This window comes from Gammaproteobacteria bacterium (genome assembly GCA_017999615.1).
Lineage (GTDB): Bacteria > Pseudomonadota > Gammaproteobacteria > JAABTG01 > JAABTG01 > JAGNLM01.
On record JAGNLM010000001.1, the window covers coordinates 57,441 to 76,620 of the forward strand.

Annotated in this window: 15 protein-coding genes; 13 read left to right on the plus strand and 2 right to left on the minus strand. The window is 68.0% G+C overall.

Features of this window, described 5'->3' with window-relative positions; translation table 11 throughout:
• Nucleotides 1–53: 53 nt before the first annotated feature.
• The 11 genes from KA217_00260 to KA217_00310 all read left to right on the plus strand — a co-directional run bounded on the left by KA217_00260 (nucleotide 54) and on the right by KA217_00310 (nucleotide 13,576).
• Nucleotides 54–1,070 carry an XrtA-associated tyrosine autokinase gene (locus tag KA217_00260; GenBank protein MBP7710887.1) on the plus strand — a complete coding sequence of 339 codons (1,017 nt, stop codon included), beginning with the start codon at nucleotides 54–56 and terminating at the stop codon, nucleotides 1,068–1,070.
• A 43-nt stretch (nucleotides 1,071–1,113) separates the two neighbouring features.
• Nucleotides 1,114–2,619 (plus strand): TIGR03016 family PEP-CTERM system-associated outer membrane protein, encoded by a 1,506-nt coding sequence (locus KA217_00265; GenBank protein MBP7710888.1) that lies wholly within the window; start codon nucleotides 1,114–1,116, stop codon nucleotides 2,617–2,619.
• A 30-nt stretch (nucleotides 2,620–2,649) separates the two neighbouring features.
• A complete protein-coding gene (locus tag KA217_00270; protein ID MBP7710889.1) occupies nucleotides 2,650–3,741 on the plus strand; it encodes an XrtA-associated ATPase in 1,092 nt (363 codons plus the stop codon).
• A gap of 87 nt (nucleotides 3,742–3,828) precedes the next feature.
• Nucleotides 3,829–4,695, plus strand: a complete 867-nt coding sequence (locus KA217_00275; GenBank protein MBP7710890.1) for a DUF3473 domain-containing protein — start codon at nucleotides 3,829–3,831, stop codon at nucleotides 4,693–4,695.
• 62 nt (nucleotides 4,696–4,757) lie between these two features.
• Entirely contained in the window at nucleotides 4,758–6,518 is a 1,761-nt protein-coding gene (gene xrtA, locus KA217_00280) for an exosortase A (protein MBP7710891.1), read from the plus strand.
• Between the two features lie 96 nt (nucleotides 6,519–6,614).
• Nucleotides 6,615–7,682 (plus strand): FemAB family PEP-CTERM system-associated protein, encoded by a 1,068-nt coding sequence (locus KA217_00285; protein ID MBP7710892.1) that lies wholly within the window; start codon nucleotides 6,615–6,617, stop codon nucleotides 7,680–7,682.
• A gap of 120 nt (nucleotides 7,683–7,802) precedes the next feature.
• Nucleotides 7,803–9,002 carry a TIGR03088 family PEP-CTERM/XrtA system glycosyltransferase gene (locus tag KA217_00290; protein MBP7710893.1) on the plus strand — a complete coding sequence of 400 codons (1,200 nt, stop codon included), beginning with the start codon at nucleotides 7,803–7,805 and terminating at the stop codon, nucleotides 9,000–9,002.
• Entirely contained in the window at nucleotides 8,950–9,363 is a 414-nt protein-coding gene (locus KA217_00295) for a GxxExxY protein (GenBank protein ID MBP7710894.1), read from the plus strand. The genes KA217_00290 and KA217_00295 overlap by 53 nt, the downstream gene beginning before the upstream one ends.
• A gap of 42 nt (nucleotides 9,364–9,405) precedes the next feature.
• The gene (locus KA217_00300; protein MBP7710895.1) at nucleotides 9,406–11,301 is read left to right on the plus strand and encodes an amidotransferase 1, exosortase A system-associated; all 1,896 of its coding nucleotides are present in this window, start codon (nucleotides 9,406–9,408) and stop codon (nucleotides 11,299–11,301) included.
• A gap of 86 nt (nucleotides 11,302–11,387) precedes the next feature.
• Complete coding sequence (locus tag KA217_00305; protein MBP7710896.1) at nucleotides 11,388–12,350, plus strand: polysaccharide deacetylase family protein; 963 nt, start codon at nucleotides 11,388–11,390, stop codon at nucleotides 12,348–12,350.
• Entirely contained in the window at nucleotides 12,347–13,576 is a 1,230-nt protein-coding gene (locus KA217_00310; protein ID MBP7710897.1) for a glycosyltransferase, exosortase A system-associated, read from the plus strand. The genes KA217_00305 and KA217_00310 overlap by 4 nt, the downstream gene beginning before the upstream one ends.
• Nucleotides 13,577–13,663: 87 nt before the next feature.
• Here the strand turns inward: KA217_00310 and asnB are convergent, their stop codons facing one another.
• Nucleotides 13,664–15,544 (minus strand): asparagine synthase (glutamine-hydrolyzing), encoded by a 1,881-nt coding sequence (asnB, locus tag KA217_00315; GenBank protein MBP7710898.1) that lies wholly within the window; start codon nucleotides 15,542–15,544, stop codon nucleotides 13,664–13,666.
• Nucleotides 15,545–15,562: 18 nt separating this feature from the next.
• The gene (locus KA217_00320; GenBank protein MBP7710899.1) at nucleotides 15,563–16,741 is read right to left on the minus strand and encodes a glycosyltransferase family 2 protein; all 1,179 of its coding nucleotides are present in this window, start codon (nucleotides 16,739–16,741) and stop codon (nucleotides 15,563–15,565) included.
• Between the two features lie 299 nt (nucleotides 16,742–17,040).
• On the opposite strand from KA217_00320, the gene KA217_00325 reads away from it, so the two are divergent.
• Both KA217_00325 and KA217_00330 read left to right on the plus strand, forming a co-directional pair.
• Nucleotides 17,041–18,156, plus strand: a complete 1,116-nt coding sequence (locus KA217_00325) for a glycosyltransferase (protein ID MBP7710900.1) — start codon at nucleotides 17,041–17,043, stop codon at nucleotides 18,154–18,156.
• A gap of 535 nt (nucleotides 18,157–18,691) precedes the next feature.
• Nucleotides 18,692–19,129, plus strand: a complete 438-nt coding sequence (locus tag KA217_00330) for a tetratricopeptide repeat protein (GenBank protein ID MBP7710901.1) — start codon at nucleotides 18,692–18,694, stop codon at nucleotides 19,127–19,129.
• Nucleotides 19,130–19,180: the final 51 nt, after the last annotated feature.

A 19,180-nucleotide genomic window follows, 5' to 3' on the forward strand; every position in this document is an offset into this window, starting at 1 on the left:
GTGCCTCTGTGTCTCTGTGGTGAAAGAACGACGAGCCCCGAGGGCTACTGACTATGAGCATCATCGAGAAGGCGGTCGACAAGCTGAACCCCGGCGACACCCGCCCGCGGGCCGCCGCGCCGACCCCGCCCCCGGTCCGTGAGCCCCCGCCCATCGAGGCCGTGGAGGCCGAGCTCGGGCGCGAGGCCGCCTACGCCGCCCGGGCCGGGGCCTCGGCCGCCGTGCGCTCCATCGAGCTGCCGCCCACGGTCGAGGCGGCACGGCGCTCGCGCGAGATCACCCTCGACCTGACGCGTCTGCAGAGCGCCGGCATCCTCACCCCCGCGGACACCAACGGCCAGCTGGCCGAGGAGTGCCGGCTCGTCAAGCGCCCGCTCCTGGTCAACGCCTTCGGCGACACCCCGAGCCCCGCGCCCCGGCGCAACCTGGTGATGGTGACGAGCTCCCTGCCGGGCGAGGGCAAGACCTTCGTCACGCTCTCGCTCGCCATGAGCATGGCCTCCGAGCTCGACCGCACCGTGCTGCTGGTGGACGGCGACGTGGTCCGCGGGAGCCTCACCGAGCTCCTCGGCCTCTCGGGGGCGCCGGGTCTCACCGAGCTGATGACGGGCGAGGTGGCCGACGCGGGCGACGTGCTGGTGCGCACGGACATCCCGAAGCTCGTGGTGCTCCCCGCCGGCAAGCCGCACCCCCAGTCCACCGAGCTCCTCGCGAGCGAGTCGATGTACCGGCTCGCCGACGACCTCTCCCACCGCTACGCCGACCGCATCGTGCTCTTCGACTCCCCGCCGCTCCTGGCCGCCTCGGGCGCCACGGTGCTGGCGCGGGTCGTCGGCCAGATCGTGCTGGTGGTGGAGGCCGAGCGCACCGCCCATAGCGCCGTGAAGGAGTCGCTCCGCCTCCTGAAGGGGTTTCCCGTCGCGGGTGTCATGCTGAACAAGGCCCGGGAGCCCTGGTGGTCGCGGTTCGGCTACGGCACGGGCTACGGGTACCGGTACGGCTACCGCTACGGGTACCGGTACGGGTACGGCTCCGACAAACAGGCCCAGGCCGATGCGCGGCAGGGGTGAGGGTCCCGCGGCGAAGGCGGCCCCGGGGCCCCGGCGCCGCGGCGTGCGCTCTGGCGCCGGTGCGGGCGGGGTGCTGCTCGCCGGCCTCGTCCTGGCCGCCTCCGCCTCCGCGCAGGAGACTGGCGGTGACGGCTGGCGGGTCGACACCAGCGTCTCCGGGCTCGTCACCTTCAGCGACAACATCGACCTCGCGCCCTCGGGGGACCGGGAGGCCTCGCTCGTCTTCCAGGTGAGCCCCGCCCTCTCGGTGCACGGCGCGGGCGCGCGGGTGAAGCTCGATCTCGACTACGCGCCCCAGTTCCTGTGGTACACGAACGACGGGGACACGGCCGTCAACCACCGCCTCGCCGCGACCTCGGCGCTCGAGCTCCTCGAGGACCACCTGTTCCTGGATCTCCGGGCGGGTGCGACCCGCGTGAACGCGAGTCCCACGGGCCGCTACGCGGGGGATGGGATCTCCGGCGACCTGACCCAGAGCTACTACCTCGGCGCGAGCCCCACCTGGCGCCAGCACTTCGGCGGCTACGCCGACGGCCTCCTGCGCTACAGCTTCGACCGGGTCATCTACACCAACCAGGACCGGATCGAGGAGAGTTACGCCTCGAGCCCCTACTACGACCGCTACGCGGGCTACGGCAGCAACAGCAACTCCCACGGCTTCGAGGCGGGGCTCGAGAGCGGGCGCCGCTTCTCCGCGTTCGGCTGGTCGCTCCAGCACAGCGACCGCAAGGTGGACTACGACGAGAGCGGCGTCGAAGACCCCAACTTCCGGCGCACCCACGGGCGGATCACCTATCCGCTGCACCGGCTCTTCGACGTCTACGTGGGCACGGGCTACGACGACAACGACTACGACCGCAACCAGGGCGACGGCGACGGCAAGGGCTGGTCCTGGGAGGCGGGCGGCACCTGGCGCCCGCGGGAGAAGAGCGAGCTGACCCTCGGCGGCGGCGACCGCTACTTCGGCCACTTCTGGAACCTCGATCTGCGCCACCAGAGCCGGCGCACGGCCTGGACCGCGCGCTACAGCGAGGACGTGACCACGAGCCGCGACGTGCTCCGCGAGCGCCAACTGATCAGCCTGACCGACCCGTTCGGCAACCCCATCGTCGACCCGCTCACCCGGGACCCGCTGCTCGTGCCCATCGACATCCCGTCGCCGACGAGCGACACCATCCTGCGCAAGCGCTTCGACGCGGGCGTGGCGCTCCAGGGCCGGCGCACGACCACCTCCCTCAACCTCTACCGGGACCGCCGCGAGGCCGAGTCCGGAACCTGGGAGAACGAGACCGTCTACGGCACGAACCTGGGCGTGAGCCACCAGCTTTCCCGGGAGACCAGTGGTAACCTGTTCGGCACGGTCCAGTACAGTGAGCTCGAGGACGACGACAACGAGACCCTCTGGTACGTGGGCGCCGGGTTGCGCCACCGGTTCAGCGAAGACGTCCAGGGCATCCTGGACGTCCGCCACACCCAGAACCACTCCGACCGAGCGGGCGAGGACTACCAGGAGAACCGCATCACCGCCGGCGTGACCGTCGCCTTCTAGCCCACGCTCCCACTTCCTGGCCCTCCATTCATGTACGACACCTTCTACAAGCTCCGGGGACGCCCCTTCCAGCTGAGCCCCGACCCGCGCTTCTTCTTCAAGAGCGCGAGCCACAAGCGGGCGCTCGCCTACCTGCTGTACGGCGTGCGCCAGGGCGAGGGCTTCGTCGTCATCACCGGCGACGTGGGCACCGGCAAGACCACGCTCGCGCAGGCGCTCTTCCGCTCCATCCAGCAGGAGCGCGTGGTCGCCGCCCAGATCGTCTCCACCCAGATCCAGGAGGACGACCTCCTGCGCCTGGTCGCCTCCTCCTTCGGCCTGCCCTTCGAGGGGGTGAGCAAGGCAGGGCTCCTGAAGAGCCTCGAGGGCTTCTTCCGCGCCTGCCACCAGGAGAAGAAGCGCGTGCTGCTGGTGGTGGACGAGTCCCAGAACCTGCCGCCCCGGGCCATCGAAGAGCTGCGCATGCTCTCGAACTTCCAGTTGGGCGGGCGGATGCTGGTGCAGAGCTTCCTGCTCGGCCAGAAGGAATTCCGAACCATCATGCGCTCGCCGAGCTTCGAGCAGCTGCGCCAGCGGGTCATCGCCGCCTACCACCTGCAGCCGCTCGACCCGGAGGAGACCCAGGCCTACATCGAGCACCGCCTGAAGCTCGTGGGCTGGGAGAACGACCCGGTCATCGACGACGAGGCCTACGCCGAGATCCACCAGTTCAGCGGCGGCGTGCCGCGCCGGGTCAACACCCTCTGCGACCGACTCTTCCTCCACGCCTCGCTGGACGAGCTCCACCACATCACCCGGGACGTGGTCGAGGTCGTCACCCGCGACATCACGGAGGAGCAGGGCGGCTTCTCCGGCGCCGAGATCAGCAACGCCCCCGCCTTCGACCCCTGGGCCAACCGCTTCAACGCCGGCCCCGCCCCGGGCCCTGCCGGCTCGGGCTATGCCCCCGCCCCGGAGTCCGGCCAGGTCGTCGGGTTGCCCGGCCCCGGCGGGACCGCCCAGGACCGGGTCCGGGAGGTGGAAGGGGAGATGAAGGCCATGAAGGAGGCCTTCGACAAGGAGATGACGCAACTGCGCCGCGCGATCCTCGCCGCACAGGTCGGGGGCAAGGGCGGCTCGTAAAAGAAACCGCAGAGACGCAGAGACACAGAGTCGATCGGATCAAAAGATCTCTGTGTCTCCGTGCCTCCGTGGTTGATTCCTGAAGACATGCCCGAGCCGATCACCAACGCCCTCACGGTGGACGTGGAGGACTATTTCCAGGTCTCCGCGTTCGAGGGCCACATCGCCCGCGCGGACTGGGACCGCATCCCGGCCCGCGTGGAGCGCAACACCGATCGCCTGCTGGCCCTCTTCGCCGAGCACGACGCCCGGGCCACCTTCTTCGTGCTCGGCTGGATCGCCAAGCGCTACCCGCGCCTCGTGCAGCGCATCGCGGACTCCGGCCACGAGGTCGCGAGCCACGGCTGGGGGCACATCCGCGCGACCCAGCAGAACCGGGAGCAGTTCCACTCGGACGTCTCCGGCACCCGCAAGCTCCTGCAGGACACGAGCGGCCAGCCGGTCGTCGGCTTTCGCGCCGCGAGCTTCTCCATCGGCGCCGGCAACCTCTGGGCGCTCGATGTCCTCGCCGACGCGGGCTACCGCTACAGCTCCAGCATCTACCCGGTGCACCACGACCTCTACGGCATGCCCGAGGCCCCGCGCTTCCCGTTCTACCCGCGGGACGAGCGCCTGCTCGAAGTCCCCATCACCACCACGCGCCTCTTCGGCCAGAACCTCCCCACGGGCGGTGGCGGCTACTTCCGGCTCCTGCCCTACGCCGTCTACCGCTGGGGCCTGCGCCGCGTGAACCGCGTGGACGGCCAGCCCGGCGTCTTCTACTGCCACCCCTGGGAGATCGACCCCGACCAGCCGCGCCAGCGGGGGGTGAGCTGGAAGACGCGCTTCCGGCACTACACCAACCTCGGGCGCATGGAAGGCCGCCTGCGCCGGCTCCTCGGGGACTTTTCCTGGGGCCGGATGGACGAGGTCTTTTTGAGTGAACCACAGAGACACAGAGGCACAGAGAAGTAACTTTTTATTGAGTTCTGATTTTTCTCCCCTCCGTGTCTCTGTGCCTCTGTGGTGGACCCCCCATGAGCGCACTTCCAGCCCAACGCCTCCGCCCCCTCATGAACGAACCGACCGCCGAGTCTCCTTCGGGTGCGTTGTCGCCTGCCCGCGTGGACGAGATCCTCCAGTCCGCCCGGGAGCCGGCGGCGGCCTCCGCCACCGGCACTGCAACGGCCACCGCCCCCGCCACCGCCCCTGCCACCGCCCCTGCCACCGCAAAGGGTTGGCCCCCGGCGCTCGTGGTGCTTGCCGCGACGCTCGCCGCCCTCGTGTGGCTGTTCTGGGAGACGGGTCGGTCCATGGCCCACACGTGGTACACCCTCGAGACCTACGCCCACGGCTTCGTCATCGCACCCATCGTCCTCTACATGGCGTGGACGCGCCGGGCGGGGCTTGCGCGCATCGCCCCGCGCCCGGCCTGGGGTGCGCTGGTGCTGGTTGCCGCAGCTGCTTTCGCGTGGCTGGCCGCGGAGCTCGTGGGGGTGCAGGCGGCCCGCCAGTTCGCGTTCGTCGCGATGTTTCCGCTCGCGGTGTGGGTGGTGCTCGGCGGGCGCGTTGCGTGGGCGCTGGCGTTCCCGCTCGCGTACCTCTTCTTCTCGGTTCCGGTCGGAGAGGCGCTCACCGAGCCGCTGATGGACCACACCGCGAAGTTCACGGTGTGGGCGCTCCAGCTGACCGGCATCCCGGTCTTCTCGGAGGGGCGTTACATCACCATCCCGAGCGGAAACTGGGAGGTGGCCGAGGCCTGCAGCGGGATCCGCTATCTGATCGCCTCGGTGGCCCTCGGCGCGCTCTACGCTTACCTGACCTACCGTTCTTTCTGGCGGCGCGCGCTGTTCATTGGACTCGCCATCGCCGCCCCGATCGTCGCCAACTGGGTGCGTGCCTACGGCATCGTGATGCTCGGCCACCTGAGCGACATGCGCATCGCGACGGGCGTGGACCACATCATCTATGGCTGGTTCTTCTTCGGGCTGGTGATGCTGTTCCTGTTCTGGGTCGGCTCCTTCTGGCGCGAGGACGCGGACGAGCCGTCTCGCGTTGTTGCCCCCATGGGGTTGGCGGGACTCCCGGACTTGCCTGGCAGTCTGTCCGCGGGCGGGCAAACCCATCGCCCGGGCTTCGATGGAGGGGCCTCGACCTCTCCGCTCCTGTTCGTTCTGGCCGGCATGGCGGTCGCCCTCGTGGCTGCGGCCGGTCCGCTCGCCGCCGGCCTGGTCTCCGAGTGGGAGGCCCGTGCCGGCGGGGTGGAGGTCGCCCTGCCTGTGGCCACCGCGCCCTGGAAGGGGCCCGCTGCCCCCACCGAGGCGTGGTCCCCCACCTTCCCCGGCTCGGCCCAGCACCTGCACCGGGTCTACCAGCGCGAAGGCAAGGCCGTGCAGGCCTACGCGGTGCTCTATCTGCGCGAGCGCCAGGGGGAGGAGTTGATCGGGTGGGGTAACGCGCTCCTCGATCCGAAGGACTGGAAGGCGCTGCACTCTCCCCGGCGGGTTTCCGTACCCCTTCCCGGAGCGGGCCCGGCGAGCGTCCAGGAGATCGGCTACACCTCGGGCCGGGCTCAGCGCCTCGTCTGGCAGTGGTACGACATCGCCGGGCGGCGCACCGCGCGGCCCGAGATCGCCAAGCTCCTCGGCGCCTGGGCCCGCCTGACCGGCGACCGCAGCGGCTACGCCCTGGTCGCGCTCGCGGTGGACCACAACGGCAAGCCCGAGAATGCCCGGGCGGTCCTCACCGACCTCCTGGCCTCTACGCCCGCCCTGGCGAATCCTCTCGAGAGGAAATAACCACAGAGGCACGGAGACACAGAGGTTTCTTATCCCGATACCCTCTGTGTCTCCGTGTCTCCGTGTCTCCGTGTCTCCGTGGTTGACCCGAACCGAATGCACGCCGCCGTAGCCGAGCTCCTCTCTCCCCTCGTGCAGGTCCGCGCCCTCGCGCCCGGCGACGAGTCGCGCTGGGACGCCTTCGTCGCCCGTCACCCGGCGGCGACCGTCTACCACCGCGCAGCCTGGGCGGGGCTGGTGCGGGATCTCTTCGGGCACGAGACCTACCACCTCTACGCCGCGGACCCGGCGGGGGAAGTGCGAGGTGTGCTGCCGCTCGTGCGTCTGCGGAGCCGGCTCTTCGGCGACTACCTGGTCTCGGCCCCCTACGTGAATTACGGCGGTGTCGTCGCCGACACCCCGGCGATCGCCGGCGAGTTGCTGGACGAGGCCTGCCGGATCGCGGACCTCCTCGGGGTCTCGCACCTGGAGCTGCGCCACACCGCACCCCTCGAGGGCGACTGGCCCGTGCGCACCGACAAGGTGACGATGGTGCGGGCCCTGCCCGGCAGCGCCGAGGAGCTCTGGAAGGCCCTCGGCGGCAAGCTCCGCGCCCAGGTGAAGCGCCCCCAGCGGGAGGGCGCCACGGTGGAGCGGGGCGGGGCGGGCCTGCTCCCGGACTTCTACCGCGTCTTCGCCGAGAACATGCGGGACCTCGGCACGCCGGTCTACCCGATCGAGTTCTTCCAGGCCATCGCCATGACCTTCGCCGACGCGGTCGAGGTGGTCGTCGTGCGGGTGAAGGGCGAGCCGGCCGCCGCCGGGTTCCTGCTCGCGAACGGCAACACCCTCGAGATCCCCTGGGCCTCCTCGCTCCGCCGCCACAACCCCATCGGCGTGAACATGCTGCTCTACTGGTCGGCCCTCGAGGGGGCGGTCGCGAAGGGCTTCTCCGCCTTCGACTTCGGCCGGTCCACCCGCGAGGGCGGCACCTACCGCTTCAAGCGCCAGTGGGGCGCCGAGGAACGGCCCCTGTACTGGCACTACTGGCTGCGGTCCGGCGTGCCGCTGCCCCAGCTCAATCCCCACAACCCCAGATACGCCCTGGCGATCAAGGTCTGGCAGCGGCTGCCCCTCGCCGTCGCCAACACCCTGGGGCCCCACCTGGTCAAGAACCTGCCCTGAAAAGGCAACCACAGAGGCACGGAGGCACAGAGACTTGTTGAATCGGATCACCTCTGTGGCTCTGTGTCTCCGTGGTTCTCCCCGACACCCGTGAAGACGAGCCACGGCACCCCGCCCCTCATCGCCCACGTGATCTTCGCGCTGCGCGCCGGAGGTCTCGAAAACGGCCTGGTGAATCTCATCAACCGCATGCCGCCCGAGCGCTACCGGCACGCGGTGGTGTGCCTCACGGACCACGACGGCTTCGCCGACCGCATCGAGCGGGACGACGTCCCCATCCTCGACCTGCACAAGAAGGACGGCCACGACCTGCCACTCTACGGCCGCCTGTGGGCGGCCTTTCGGCACCTGCGCCCGGCGATCGTCCACACCCGGAACCTCGTGGCCCTCGAGGCCCAGCTCCCCGCGCTCGCGGCGGGCGTCCGGGGCCGAGTGCACGGCGAGCACGGCTGGGACGTCCAGGATCTCGACGGCTCGAACCGCCGCCACCTCTGGCTGCGCCGCGTGGTCGGCCCCATCGTCCAGCGCTTCATCCCGCTCTCCGCCCACTCCGAGCGTTACCTCCTCGAGCAGGTGGGCGTGCCCGCGGGCAAGATCACCCGCATCGTGAACGGTGTTGACGCGGAGCGCTTCCACCCCGCTGGTCACGCACTTCCCGGAGACACAACAAGCCCGCGGACGGCCCCGCTCCCCGATGCCGGTTTCCCCCCGGACGCCCTCGTCGTCGGCACCGTCCTGCGCATGGAGACCGTCAAGGACCCCATGAACCTGGCGCGAGCCTTCGTCGCGGCCCTGAAGCGACGGCCCGATCTGCGGCCCCGGCTGCGCCTCGCGATGGTCGGCAGCGGCCGCCTCCACGAGGACGTGCGCGCCTACCTCCGCGACGCCGGAGCCGAGCCGCTCGCCTGGCTCCCCGGGCACCGGGACGACACCCCCGAGGTCCTCCGGGCGCTCGATCTCTTCGTGCTTCCCTCGCGCGCCGAAGGGATCTCCAACACGGTCCTCGAAGCGATGGCGACCGGCCTTCCCGTCATCGCGACCCGCGTCGGGGGCAATCCCGACCTCGTCGTCGAAGGCGAGACCGGCACCCTGGTCCCCGCGGAGAACCCCGAGGCCCTCGCGGACGCCATCCTCACCTACGCCGCCGACCCGGCCCTGCGCCAGCGCCAGGGCGCCCGCGCCCGCCAGCTCGTCGAAGAGCGCTACACCCTCGACCGCATGGTCCAGCAATATATGGACGTCTACGACACCGTCTCAGGGAGGAGACATGAACAGCAACGAGTCGAACCACAGAGACACGGAGACACAGACCCTCAATGAGATCACGGATGCGATCATCGGGTCTGCCATCGAGGTTCATCAGGCGCTCGGACCGGGGCTTCTCGAGTCGGCCTATGAGGAGTGCCTCTGCTACGAGCTGGCGCATCGGGGGTTGGCCTTTCGGCGGCAAGTGCCGCTTCCAGTCGTCTACAAGGGCGTACGTCTGGAATGCGGGTATCGCATGGGCGTTGTGGTGGAACGGCGCGTCATCGTCGAGCTCAAGACCGTCGAGCGCCTCATGCCGGTCCACCAGGCCCAGTTGCTCACGTACCTGAAGCTCACCAAGATCCGTCTCGGTCTCCTGATGAACTTCCATGTTTCTGTTCTTCACTACGGGATCCGGCGCCTCATCAATGGATGATCTAATCCCCTCTGTGTCTCTGTGCCTCTGTGGTTTCCCCCTATGTGCGGGATAGTTGGCATCTTCGACACCCTGGGTGAGCGTCCCATCGACCGGGACCTGCTCCACCGCATGAACGAGTCCCAGCACCACCGGGGGCCGGACGAGGGCGGTCTGCACGTGGAGCCGGGGGTGGGCCTCGGCCACCGGCGGCTCTCGATCATCGATCTCGCCACCGGCCAGCAGCCGCTCTACAACGAGGACGGCTCGGTCGTCATCGTGTTCAACGGCGAGGCGTACAACTTCCAGTCCCTGGTCCCGGAGCTCCAGGCCCTCGGCCACACCTTCCGCACGCGCTCGGACACCGAGGTCATCGTCCACGCCTGGGAGGCCTGGGGCGAGAAGTGCGTCGAGCGCCTGCGGGGGATGTTCGCGTTCGCGATCTGGGACAGGAACCGCCGCCAGCTCTTCCTAGCCCGGGACCGGCTGGGGGTGAAGCCGCTCTACTACGCGCTCCTGCCCGACGGGCACCTCGTCTTCGGCTCGGAGCTGAAGGCGCTCACGACGCACCCCGGGCTGCCCCGCGCCGTCGACCCGCGGGCCATCGAGGACTACTTCGCCTTCGGGTACGTCCCCGAGCCCAAGACCATCTTCCAGGGCGCGCGCAAGCTCCCGCCCGGCCACACCGTGCTCCTCGAGCGCGGCGGCGGGGTGCCCGAGCCGCGCGAGTACTGGGACGTGCCCTTCAAGCCCCACGGCCCGCTCACCGACGCCGAGGCGGGCCACGAGCTGATCGAGCGCCTGCGCGAAGCCACCCGCGTGCGCCTCATCTCCGAGGTACCGCTGGGTGCCTTCCTCTCGGGTGGGGTGGACTCGAGCGCGGTGGTCGCCATGATGGCCCAGCTCTCCGAGCGGCCGGTGCAGACCTGCTCCATCGCCTTCACCGACCCGAAGTTCGACGAGGCGGTCTATGCGAAGCAGGTCTCGGACCTGCTGAAGACCGACCACTACGTGGAGCAGGTGGACCCCGACGATTTCGGCCTCATCGACCGGCTGGCCGCGCTCTACGACGAGCCCTACGCGGACAGCTCGGCGATCCCCACCTACCGGGTCTGCGAGCTCGCGCGCAAGCGCGTCACCGTGGCCCTCTCGGGGGACGCGGGCGACGAGGACCTCGCGGGCTACCGGCGCTACAAGTGGCACATGAACGAGGAGCGGGTGCGCCGGCTCTTCCCGGACGCCTTCCGCCGGATCGTCTTCGGAACCCTTGGCGAGCTCTACCCCAAGCTCGACTGGGCGCCGCGGATCTTCCGGGCCAAGACCACCTTCCAGGGCATCGCCCGGGATTCGGTCAACGCCTACTTCCACACCATTTCCATCCTGCGCGACGACTTCCGGGAACGGCTCTTCACCCCGAAGTTTCGCCAGGAGCTCCAGGGCTACCGGGCGGTCGAGGTGATGCGCGGGCACGCCGCGCGCAGTCCCACCGACGACCCGCTCTCGCTCGTGCAGTACCTGGACTACAAGACCTACCTCCCGGGCGACATCCTGACCAAGGTGGACCGGGCCAGCATGGCCCACGCCCTGGAGGTCCGCGGTCCCTTCCTCGACACCGAGCTGATCGAGTGGATCTCGGGCCTGCCGGCCTCGCTGAAGCTCCGCAACCAGGAAGGGAAGTACATCCTGAAGAAGGCGCTCGAGCCGCTCCTGCCGCACGACATCCTGTACCGGCAGAAGATGGGCTTCGCGGTGCCGCTCGCGGCCTGGTTCCGGGGGCCGCTGAGAGAGAAGGTCCGGGACACCCTCCTCGGCGACGGGCTGGCCGCCAGCGGCTACTTCGAGCCGAAGTTCCTGGAGCACCTGGTCACCCAGCACCAGGCAGGGCTGCGGGACTACAGCGCCCCGATCTGGACGCTGTTCATGTTCGAGTCCTTCCAGCGCCAACTCGCTTCGGGATAAACCACAGAGACACGGAGACACAGAGATTTTTGAAATTAATTTTTTCCTCTGTGTCTCCGTGCCTCTGTGGTTAATGGATTGACATGATGAAAGCACTGACCCGTGCCGCCGTCTCTGCCGCCTACCCCGGCGGTGCCCGTGCGCGGATGGCGATTCTGATCTTCCACCGCGTCCTCCCGGAGCCCGACCTGCTGCTCCCGGATCTCCCCGACGTCGCGCGCTTCCGCTGGCAGATGCGGGTCCTGGCGGACTACTTCCAGCCGCTGCCGCTCGCCGAGGCCGCGGCCCGGCTCCAGGCGGGCGACCTGCCGCCCCGTTCGGTCTGCGTCACCTTCGACGACGGCTACCGGGACAACCTGGAGTGCGCGGTGCCGGTGCTGGAGGAGCTCGGGATCCCCGCGACGGTCTTCGTTGCCCCGGGCTTCCTCGGCGACGGGATGATGTTCAACGACCGGGTGATCGAGGGGGTGCGCGCGGCGACTGGTCCCGAGCTGGACCTGAGGGAGCTGGGCCTCGGCACCTTCCCGATGCGCACGACCGAAGAGCGCCGGGCGGCGATCGGCGAGTTGCTGCCGGCGCTGAAGTACCTGCCGGAGGCGGAGCGGGACCGGAAGGCGAGGGGGATTGCCGAGCGCGCGGGTTACCGCCCGAGTGCTCCCCTGATGCTGGACCCGGACGGTGTCCGGGCGCTCGCGGCGCGGGGTGTCACCATTGGCGCCCACACCCTGACGCACCCGATCCTGAGCGAGACGGCCGATGACGTTGCGGCGGAGGAGATCTCCGCCAGCAAGCGGGTGCTGGAGGAGATGGCAGGCAGCCCCGTGACCCTGTTTGCCTACCCCAACGGCCGTCCCGGACGCGACTATGCCGGTCGGCACGTGGCGATGGTCCAGCAGGCGGGCTTCCGCGCCGCCGTCTCCACTCGCTGGGCACCGGCAACGCGGGACTCCGACCCCTATCAGCTTCCCCGGTTTACGCCGTGGGACGTGACGCCGGGGCGGTTCCTCGCTCGCCTGGTCGCCAACGGTTTGGGCATGGTCCGCCCATGAAAGTCCTCCACGTCTTCGACCACTCGCTGCCGATCCAGGACGGCTACTCCTACCGCAGCCGCGCGATCCTGGTGAACCAGCGGGCGCTCGGTTGGGAGACGGTGCAGGTCACCGGCTCCAAGCACGAGGCGATCGCGGAGTGGGAGGATGTGGCCGGCTTGCGCTTCTACCGCACGGCCCCCGTCAGCGGCGTGGCGGCTCGGTTCCCGCTCCTGGGTCAGCTCCAAGTGGTCACGCGCCTGCGCCGCCGGGTGCGCGATCTCGTCCACCAGGAGCGGCCGGACCTGATCCACGCCCATTCGCCGTCGCTCGACGGGCTAGCGGCTTTGTCGGTCGCTCGGCGTGCCCACATTCCCTTGGCATACGAGGTGCGGGCGTTCTGGGAGGACGCCGCAGTGGACCATGGCACGGCGCGGGAGGGTGGGTTGCGCTACCGGCTAACGGCGGCCTCGGAGAGCTACGTCCTGCACCGGGCGGATGCGGTCACGACCATCGCGGACGGGTTGCGCCGAGAGATCGTGAAACGCGGTGTGCCAGCAGGGCGGGTGACGGTGGTCGGCAACGGCGTCGAGACCGAGGTGCCGACACCGGACCCCGCCGCGGTGGAGCGCCTGCGGCAGGAGCTGGGGCTCGGCGGCAAGTTTGTAGTCGGCTTCATCGGCTCCTTCTATGCGTGGGAGGGGTTGGACGTCCTGCTGCGCGCGTACCCGCTGCTTGCGCACGAGGTGCCGGAAGCCGAAATCCTGCTCGTCGGTGGTGGCCAGGAGGACTCTGCGCTGCGCGCTCTGGCACGCGATCTCGGCATCGAGAGCCACGTGCGGTTCACGGGCCGGGTGCCCCACGATGCGGTAGACCAGTACTACGCCCTGATGGACTTGGCATGTTTTCCCCGCAAGGCGATCCGCCTGACTGAGCTGGTTACACCACTCAAACCGCTCGAAGCGATGGCGCGCAGACGGCTCTGTCTCGCCTCCGACGTGGGAGGGCATCGTGAGCTGATCCGGCCCGGGGAAACTGGCTTCCTTCACCGCGCGGGCGACGATGGAGAGCTGGCTCGGATGGCCGCGAGCCTTGCAGCCCGACGCGACGCGCTGGGGCCGGTCGTCGAGGCTGCACGCCGGTTCGTCGAGTCCGAGCGCACCTGGAAGGCGAGCGTGGCGCGCTACGAGCCGATCTACGAAGCACTCGTGGGTGCGCGGGCCGCAGCCTACCCGGCGCACGCGTGAGGGCTCAGCCCCGGATGCGGGTCGGGGGGTAGGCCCAGCGGTGGGGCACCCCGGGGCGGCTAGGACGTGCGTTGGACGCCGTGCCGCTCAGGCAGGACCCAGGTAGGTCCGGTGCCAGATCTGGAAGGCAATCAGGGCCAACAGCGCGTCGGTGTGGTCTTCCCGCATCCGGAAGTGCGCATCCAGCATCCGCTGGACAGTCGGGTAGTGGAACAGGCCCTGTTCGCGCAGCCGCGACTCGCTCAGGAGATCGAACGTGAGCTCCTTCAGCTCATTGCGGATCCAGGTCCCGATCGGGGCGCCGAATCCCCGCTTCTTCTGCTCAAAAACGTACGGCGGGAAGCGGTTCCGGAACACCTCCTTCTGCAGGTATCGAAGGCGCAAGCCCTTGAGCTTCAGTGCGGCCGGTAGCCGCGCGGCGAACTCCACCACCCGGTGGTCGAGGTACGGCACCCGGCCCTCGAGGGACACCGCCATGGCCATCTTGTCCGTCAGCATCAGGAGCTGCTCGGGAAGCGACGTCTTGACGTCGAAGTACATGAGCCGGTCCAGCGGCTCCGGCGAGTCGCACTCGTCGAAGTAGCGCTGGTGGAAGTCCTCCAGGGCCGAATCCCTGCCCAGGAGGTCCCGCCGCACCTCGTCCGAGACGACGGAGGTGTAGGCGGCGTATTGCCGGTCGAGGGGCAGGTCGGCGGTCGTGACATACGCCCGGGCGAGCCGGACGTAATTGAACAGTGCACTGTTACGGTCGGCGGGCAGAGCTTGGAGCAGCCGCCCGAGGACCTGCTGGCGGATCCATGCAGGGATGCCGTGTGCGTACCGGCCCAGCTGGACGTTGAGGTAGCGGCGGTAGCCCCCGAAGAGCTCGTCGCCCCCGACCCCGGACAGGATCACCTTCACGGTCTCCCGCGCGAGGCGGGACACCAGGTAGGTGACCAGGAAAGACGAATCTGCGACCGGTTCATCCAGCATCGCGATGAGCCGGGGAAACAGGTCCGCCACGTCTGGCTCCACCAGGATCTCGTGGTGGCTCGTCCCATAGTCCTCGGCAAAGCGATGGGCCGCGGCCATCTCGTTGTACGCCGCGTAGCCCTTGCCGAAGCCGATGGTGTAGGTGTTGATTCGGTCGACACCGAGGTCCTTCATCAGGTGGACGATGCCGCTCGAGTCGATGCCGCTGCTGAGGAAAGCTCCGAGAGGAACGTCCGAGACCAGTTGATAGCGCACCGCGTCCTTCAGCAACTCGAACAGCTCCTCCCGGAGCTCGGGCTCGGTTGCCGTGGCCTTCGGCAGGTAAGACAGGCGCCAGTAGGGCTCGATGTGAACCTTCGTCCCCTCGACTCGCATCCGATGCCCAGGAGGGAGCTTGGAGATGCTGCGAAAGAGGGTGTAGGGGGCCGGTGTGAAGCCGTACTTCAGGTAGATGCCCAGCGAGTCGGGCTCGAGCCCGGCGCGGACCGAGGGGAGGGCGAGGATCGCCTTGATCTCGGACGCAAAGACGAGCTTCTCCTCGTCGCGGTAGTAATAGAGGGGCTTGATCCCGATTCGGTCGCGGGCGATGACGAGCCGCCTGGCTGGCTCGTCCCAGATCGCGAGTCCGAACATCCCGTTCGCCTGCTCGAGGAAGTCGAGCCCGTACTCGTCGTAGAGGTGGAGAACGACCTCCGTGTCGGTCCGGGTCGAAAATCGGTGTCCCCGGCGTTCAAGCTCCGGGCGGTGGTCGAGGAAGTTGTAGACTTCGCCATTGAAGACGATGACCTTGCTGCCGTCCGGGGTAAAGATGGGTTGGTGGCCCCCGGCAAGGTCGATGATGCTCAGGCGCCGCATGCCGAGGCCGACATTGCGGCGCAGGAAGAAGCCCTCGTCGTCGGGCCCGCGATGTACGATGCGGTCCGCCATGGCCTTGACCTCCTCGGCCTGGACCGTCCGCGAGGGGTCGAAATAGTAGATGCCGACGATTCCGCACACGTGAGAATCCCTCCGGAGTCAACCGCTGCGCACGTGGGTCCACACCGCGTGGTGCACGCCGCGGGCCTCGTCCCAGATCCCGAGGAGTGCCGCCAGGTTGACGAGGAAGTAGTAGTAGGGCAGATAGACGAGCCTTGGCATCCGAATGCCTCGGCGATCCAGGGCGTGGCCCAGCAGGGCGAGGGCAAGGACTACCACCAAACCAGTGAGGGTGAGCAGGTAGAGGGGCTTAGGGGCCGACAGCACCAGGGCGAGGTTCGCGGTCAGCGCCACGGCAAAGATGGGCAGGCTGAACCAGCGGATCACCTTGTGGGAGACCAGCAGGAACAGGAACCGGGTGTGCCGCTTGGGGCTCAGCAAGTGGCCGTAGCGGCGCACCGCGCGCCAGCTGCGATTGACGATCCGGCGCTTGCGCCGAAACTCCTTGGCGAAACCCTCCGCCGCGTCCTCCGTGCAGACGGCCTCGGGGTCGAAGAGGCCGCGGTAACCCTCGGCTACGATCTGCAGGGGGTTCACGAAGTCGTTGATGTCGTCGGGCTTGAGCGGCCAGAAGAGCCGGCGGCGGATGGCGTAGATCGCGCCGTCCCCCCCCACCACGGAATCGAAGCGGGACTCGAGCCTCTTCAGCATCAGTTCCAGGCGCCAGTAGAGGCCCTCGCTCGCCGTCGCCTCGCTGTTGCCGCCAGGATTGTAGAGCTGGGCACCGACGACGTAGCCGACCTCGGGGTCCGCGAAGTGCCGGACCAGCTTGCGGAGTGCGTCCGTCCGGTACATCGCGTTGGCGTCGGAGAACACGACGACCTCCCCGTGGGCATTGCCGATGGCGAGATTCAGGCCCGAGGTCTTGCCGAGACGCTCCTCCTGGCGCACGAGCCGGATCCGAGCGTCTCGGCCCTGCCACGCCTGCACGATGTCATCGGTGCCATCGTCGCTCGCGTCAGAGACGACCAGCACCTCGAGGCGGTCGCGGGGGTAGTCGATGGCAAGGCTGTTCGCGATCTTGCGGTCGATAACGTCTGCCTCGTTGTAGGCGGACACCACGAGGGTGATGCTCGGAACGCCGTCCAATCGGGCGGCTTCCCCGGCGCGGCGGGCATTCAGCCGGGCCAGGAGCCCAAGCAGGGGCGGGTAGACCACGTACGGGTAGACCAACAGGAAGATGGCGGACCAGAACACCACTTCGAAGAGCAAGCCCATAGGTTTTCTCCAATTGCAGCCGGCAGGCTCGGGGCGTCGCCTGGCCGCGCCGCGCCAGTGAATGCACTGGCGTCTACCAGCGCCCTGACGAGGCCACGACACCCCGCAAGCCGCTTAATGGCCCGGCAGAGTATAGCCGGGAGCTGTCCCCGCGTGCGCCTCGGCAGGCGTCCCCGGCCATCGATTCCCATGGGGATCCTCGACCCTTGAGCGAGCGACGTGGACCCTCGGTGCTGGTCTTCACGCAGACCTTTCCGAACGAGAAGCAGCCTCAACTCGGCCTCTTCGTCAGGGAGCGGATGTTCCGAGTGGCGGAACGAATCCCCGTCTGCTTCGTTGCCCCTGTCCCTTGGTTTCCCCTCCAAGGCTTCATCAGGCGCTCTCGCCCCTACTTCCGGCCAACGCCGAAACGGGTGGAGCAACAGGGCAGGCATGCAGTGCACCACCCCCGTTTCCTGAGTGTGCCGGGTATCCTCAAGCGGGCCGACGGATTCCTCCTCGCAGCATCCACCCTGCCCCGGGTCCGCCGACTGGTGAAGCGCCACGACGTTACCGTCATTGACGCCCACTTTGGCTATCCCGACGGCTATGGTGCGAGCCTGCTCGGGAAATGGCTCAATCTCCCGGTAACCATCACCATTCGCGGCAACGAAGAAGTGCAGGCCCGGAACCCGTCTCTACGCCCCCTGCTGGCAAGGGCGCTCCGGCACGCACAGCGGGTGTTCGCGGTCTCCGAATCCCTGCGTACCCTGGCCGTCGAACTCGGCGTCGACCAAGGGAGGGCCGTCACCGTCAGCAACGGCGTTGCCCTCGAGACTTTTCAACCAGTTGATCGGGTCGAAGCACGCCAAGCACTGGGACTACAACTACAGTCTCCGGTGCTGGTGTCGGTTGGGGGTCTCGTAGAAGGTAAGGGTTTCCACCGGGTCATCGAACTCCTGCCCCGCCTGCGGGACACGATGCCGAACCTCGTCTACCTCATCGCAGGAGGCGCAACACCCGTCGGAGACTGGCGGCCCCGCCTGGAGCGCCAGGCGAGGGACCTCGGTCTCGACGGCGTGGTACGCTTCCTCGGGGCCGTCCCGCCACCGAGGCTCAAGTGGGTGCTATCGGCAGCCGATGTCTTCGTGCTCGCCACCGCGCGCGAAGGCTGGGCGAATGTCCTGCTCGAGGCCATGGCATGCGGACTTCCCGTGGTGACCACGCGGGTTGGCGGCAATCCTGAAGTAGTGAGCTCGAAGAACGTGGGTACTCTTGTGCCCCTCGGAGACCAGGCTGCACTCGAGAATGCCCTGCGGGACGCACTATCCCGACCCTGGGATCGCGCCGCCATACTCGCCTACGCCCGACAGAATGGCTGGCCCCCAAGAATCGATCGCCTTGTAGAGGAGTTCTGGAGCCTTTCGCCAGCCTGACAGGAGCCGATGCTGTAAGCGCAACAACGGAGAGTCGGCCCGACAACCGTAAGCGCCTGTCGGAGACTGGAAACATCTACCGACGGCGCAAGACCTCTCCTGCCGAAAATGGGCGTTAACGACGATACGGGATGCGGAGGAGACCATGATTCGAGCGACCTGGGGTGCGAGTACGGAGCGCGGGCCCTTGCCAGCGGCATCACGAATGAACGGTTATGAACAGAGAACGCCCTTGCGCGGGATGATCGTGAAGTTCTTCGTTGCCCTGGGATTGCTCATGTCCGTTCCGGACAGTGTCTTCCCATACGACTTCACACTCTCAGAGACAGAATTTACAGCGTGGCCGAGATGGTGTCAGGAACTCTACGTGACGACGGACGTGGGCCGTAGAAGTCCATTCGCTACGAGAATATCCCATGAGGCCATGACTCGGGCCCGGACAAATCCGCAGATTAACGGATTCTGGCATTACTGCGCAGGAATAACGTGGCTGGCACGTGCTCGTGCAGAGCCGCACCAGGACCGGGCCGCGTATATGTACAGTAAAGCAATCGACGAAACTACTTTTTGCTACGCCCCCACGCCATCGAACCATCCCCTGCGCGGAGAGATGGGGACTACGCTGGGCCTTGCATACCGTGGCCTGAAAGACTACGAAAGAGCCAAGGAGTTTCTAGAGCGAGCCATCAAGGAAGAACCCACGCATGAGGCGTCCTACACGGCGATGTACCTGGTTCTGCGCGAACTCGGGCGCAACGACGAGGCACGGGACGCATTGCTCCGCGGAAACGAAACTACGAAAGGCAAGTCGGCGGAGTTGAACTATTTTCTGGGGCTTGCTTACATCGATGCCGGAGACCTTCCTTCTGCCCGCAAATACGCAAACCAGGCCTACAAGCTGGGATATCCCCTGCCGGGTCTGAGGAACAAACTCGCCCGGCTGGAAGCAACCCGAAAGAACGAAAAGGACTGAGGCCCTCTGTCGGGCTCTGAGCGTGCCTATCCCTGACGGCCAGCCACCTTC

What these genes read in the sequence shown, in the direction of transcription:
- KA217_00320 (MBP7710899.1), bottom strand. Translation starts at nt 16,741, where the DNA reads ATGGGCTTGCTCTTCGAAGTGGTGTTCTGGTCCGCCATCTTCCTGTTG.
- xrtA (MBP7710891.1), top strand. Translation starts at nt 4,758, where the DNA reads ATGAGCGCACTTCCAGCCCAACGCCTCCGCCCCCTCATGAACGAACCG.
- KA217_00285 (MBP7710892.1), top strand. Translation starts at nt 6,615, where the DNA reads ATGCACGCCGCCGTAGCCGAGCTCCTCTCTCCCCTCGTGCAGGTCCGC.
- KA217_00275 (MBP7710890.1), top strand. Translation starts at nt 3,829, where the DNA reads ATGCCCGAGCCGATCACCAACGCCCTCACGGTGGACGTGGAGGACTAT.
- KA217_00330 (MBP7710901.1), top strand. Translation starts at nt 18,692, where the DNA reads ATGTACAGTAAAGCAATCGACGAAACTACTTTTTGCTACGCCCCCACG.
- KA217_00305 (MBP7710896.1), top strand. Translation starts at nt 11,388, where the DNA reads ATGAAAGCACTGACCCGTGCCGCCGTCTCTGCCGCCTACCCCGGCGGT.
- KA217_00300 (MBP7710895.1), top strand. Translation starts at nt 9,406, where the DNA reads ATGTGCGGGATAGTTGGCATCTTCGACACCCTGGGTGAGCGTCCCATC.
- KA217_00310 (MBP7710897.1), top strand. Translation starts at nt 12,347, where the DNA reads ATGAAAGTCCTCCACGTCTTCGACCACTCGCTGCCGATCCAGGACGGC.
- KA217_00270 (MBP7710889.1), top strand. Translation starts at nt 2,650, where the DNA reads ATGTACGACACCTTCTACAAGCTCCGGGGACGCCCCTTCCAGCTGAGC.
- KA217_00325 (MBP7710900.1), top strand. Translation starts at nt 17,041, where the DNA reads ATGTTCCGAGTGGCGGAACGAATCCCCGTCTGCTTCGTTGCCCCTGTC.
- KA217_00260 (MBP7710887.1), top strand. Translation starts at nt 54, where the DNA reads ATGAGCATCATCGAGAAGGCGGTCGACAAGCTGAACCCCGGCGACACC.
- KA217_00295 (MBP7710894.1), top strand. Translation starts at nt 8,950, where the DNA reads ATGAACAGCAACGAGTCGAACCACAGAGACACGGAGACACAGACCCTC.